This window comes from Methanospirillum hungatei (assembly GCF_020216685.1).
GTDB lineage: Archaea > Halobacteriota > Methanomicrobia > Methanomicrobiales > Methanospirillaceae > Methanospirillum > Methanospirillum hungatei_B.
This window is the reverse complement of sequence record NZ_JAIWNS010000289.1, coordinates 1-3230: the sequence shown is the minus strand read 5'-3', so window position 1 is coordinate 3230 and position 3230 is coordinate 1. Positions and strand designations below refer to the sequence as shown.

The 3230-nt window shown below is 44.1% G+C and carries 3 protein-coding genes; all 3 read right to left on the bottom strand.

Going from position 1 to position 3230, the window contains the following annotated elements; all coding sequences use genetic code 11:
- Window positions 1–31: 31 nt before the first annotated feature.
- Window positions 32–1246, bottom strand: coding sequence for a restriction endonuclease subunit S (locus tag LDL35_RS15085; RefSeq protein WP_304024019.1), 1215 nt, complete (start codon window positions 1244–1246; stop codon window positions 32–34).
- A 66-nt stretch (window positions 1247–1312) separates the two neighbouring features.
- A complete protein-coding gene (locus tag LDL35_RS15080; protein ID WP_304024016.1) occupies window positions 1313–2425 on the bottom strand; it encodes a YhcG family protein in 1113 nt (370 codons plus the stop codon).
- The coding region (locus LDL35_RS15075) for a YhcG family protein (protein WP_304024013.1) at window positions 2426–3230 on the bottom strand (805 nt) is incomplete at its 5' end.

The window sequence follows — 3230 nt, the reverse complement described above, 5'->3', positions numbered from 1 at the left end:
GTTTCGTTGAATGTCGTTGACGAAAAAATCACTACAGAAGAAATAGTTTAGTTTCCAATGGATGTTTCAGATTCATTCGGAGATACTGGATAGAGGATAATAATAAAATACTGTTTTCATTACTTTCTATTTTTGAATCTAATGATGATACAGTTTTTTCAAATAAATTAATCAATTCATTGGGTGGTTGAATAAATGATAGTGACTTAAAAGAATCTTTAGTTAAACACCCAAAAACGGTTCCATTACTATCATATTGAATAAATTCATGATATAATGATTTTAAGGCGTAATAGGTGAACGATCTGGAACTAGATTCATGCCTTAATGCTGCTATTCCTCTTCCGATTGATGAATGTACAAGAGAAATATTAACATCCCCTACTGGTGCTCTTAAACTTAATAGGGTATCACCTGGATTAGCAAATCTTGTAGGTGCAGTACAGAATACTCTTACAGTGGGATATCTAAATCCAAAATCTGTTTTACCTTGAAAAAAAGGAACACCTTCATTGATTTCATTATATGTACTACTGGGTGGAGATTGTCCCATGACAATCTTAAACATTTTATCTAATGATTTGATCTTCCACCCTTTCGGTATCTTCTGCCCCTCCACGGTCTCGAACTCGCTCGGAAACAGGGCCGCTGTTGCCGTATCCATCCCCTCCGGCTGCCGGGTTTCAGCCTTGGCCCGGACCGGGTCGAAGTCGATGAACCAGCTCTTGAAGATGGCCCGAGCGATGGATTCGAGAGTTTCGTTCATCCGGCGGTTGAGTTCGATCTTGTCGTCGAGAGTGCCGAGGATGTGGGCGATGGCTTTTTGAACATCATATTCCGGAATAGGGATTACAATTTTCCTCAGTTCACTTTGTTTTATTCCAGTTACAGTTGTACCACTTGCTCTACCATGTAAGGCATCTTGAGTTGGGGCAAAAATTAATGCATATTTCAAAAATGTATTGAAAAGATACCCTTTTTTTCCACGTAATGTAATTATCCTTTGTGCGAGAGCTACTTTCCTTCCATCCAATTGGGCAACTTCCCCTAGCGGTGCCTCAGTTGTAAGGACGATATCCCCTTTTTCAGGTAACCCTCGTCTCATCCACTCATCATAATCATTTGGATCAATAAATTCATTGGGGGTGAGAATTTTTCCGTCCTTAACAATTTTTGCAGTTATTAAAGGTATTCCAAATGAAGTTTTGTTCGGAGTTTTTCCTCGATAATCGATTATTGTATCCATACAATCTTCAATTGGGACAAGTGGCCAGATTGATTTCAATCGACTACCCTCCAAATATTCATGATATCACTCATTCCGGATCACACCCTCAACAAACTCCCGGATCTCCTCAGGCCCCGGAAGCCCTACCTGATACTTCGATACAAACACCTGATTATCTATCCCGGCACAGGCATACTGCACAAGGGCATGATTCTTTTCTGTACACAGAAGTAACCCGACCGGAGGATTATCCCCCTCGGTCATAAGATGAGCCTTGAAATAATTCAGATACGTATTCAACTGTCCTAGTGCCTCATGCGAAAACCCGCCGGTCTTCAGTTCAATGAGTACATGACACTTCAGCACCCGGTGATAGAACACGAGATCAACAAAGAAGTATTCATCACCGATCATGATCCGTTTCTGCCTGGCCTCAAAACAGAACCCGTACCCAAGTTCAAGCAGAAATGACTCAAGTTTGCGGAGAAGAGCCTCTTCAAGATCAGACTCATACATGACTTCCTGACTTTTAAGACCGAGAAATTCGAAGACATAGGGATCCCGGATGACTAGGTTGGGTGAGTCTGCCTGTGCTCCGGCATGAACATGTTCGGATAATGCTTTTTTATCCTGTGAGAGAGCGGATCGTTCAAAGTATAGACTTTCAATCTGCCGTTTCAGCTCCCTGACCGACCAGTTCCCCCTGACGCACTCCACCTCGTAAAACCGGCGTTTTAGGGGATCGTCTATCGGCATCAGGAGAGTAAAATGGCTGAATGAGAGGTTCATCAGGATATCATCCCGCCCGGCCTTCATATTATGAATCGGGATTTCCACGCCGCATGGTTGCAGAAGATGAGCGGGATTGAATTTGGCAAACAATGATTGCCATTTTTCAGGACATACAGATTCGGCAGACAGTGTTTGCCAAATGTTCGGATATACCAGATAGAACTGGCGATATAACCGGAGAGTACGGGCTGAAAATCCGGAAATATCAGACAAACGGGCCGCTATAAGGTCAAGGAGGGATTCACCATATAATGCCCGGTCAGATCCATGTTGCTCGAATTCACGTATATAATACCCAATAAGCCAGTTTCGCAGGGTCAGTGATCGGTTTACCGCTTTTGTCGCCTGCTTTGTCAGCTCAGTATTGACCTCCGAGATGCAATGAACCAGGTCTGAAAAATCCATCTAGCTTCCCACCTTCTCTGAATAAATATCCTCATCCTCTTTCCCGAACTGATTCTGTGCCCTCTCCATCGCACTCTTCAGTTTTGCCTCAAGGAGTTCTCTCGGTGGCAGTTCGGTCAGGTATTCAGCAACCCGTATCCCACTCTCCGAAAGCCCGAGCAGCTCCACGTGCTCAGCAGACTTCCCGGCACAGAGAATCAGACCCATTGGTGACTCTTCACCGGGAACCCGTTCGTATTTATCAAGCCACCGGAGATATAGTTCCATCTGACCCTTATCAGCAGCCTGAAACCTCCCGAGCTTCAGGTCAATCGCAATAAGACACCTGAGCCGGCGGTGAAAGAAGAGGAGGTCAATATAATAATCCTCTGCGTCGATGGTGATCCTCTTCTGCCTCGCGATAAACGAGAAATCAGATCCCATCTCAAGGATGAATCGCTCAATCTCCCGGATAATACCAGATTCAATATCCTTTTCAGAGTAGGTATCAGAAAGCCCGAGGAAATCAAGGAAATACGGATCACGAAAAACCAGATCCGGACTCATCTGGTCCTCTGTCCGGAGAGCTTCGAGTTCCTGCCTGGCTAACTCCTCTGGTTTTCTTGAAAGAGCAGTCCTCTCAAAGAGCATACCCTGGATCTTTGCTTTAAGAAGACGAACACTCCATCGTTCGATCCTGCACATCTCTGCATAAAAGTCCCTTTGAAGATCATCATCTATTTTAATGAGTTCAACAAAATGTGACCAGCTCAATTGTCCAGACAGTGTCTGGACTATTCCGGGATCATGATAGAGCTCAGCAAAT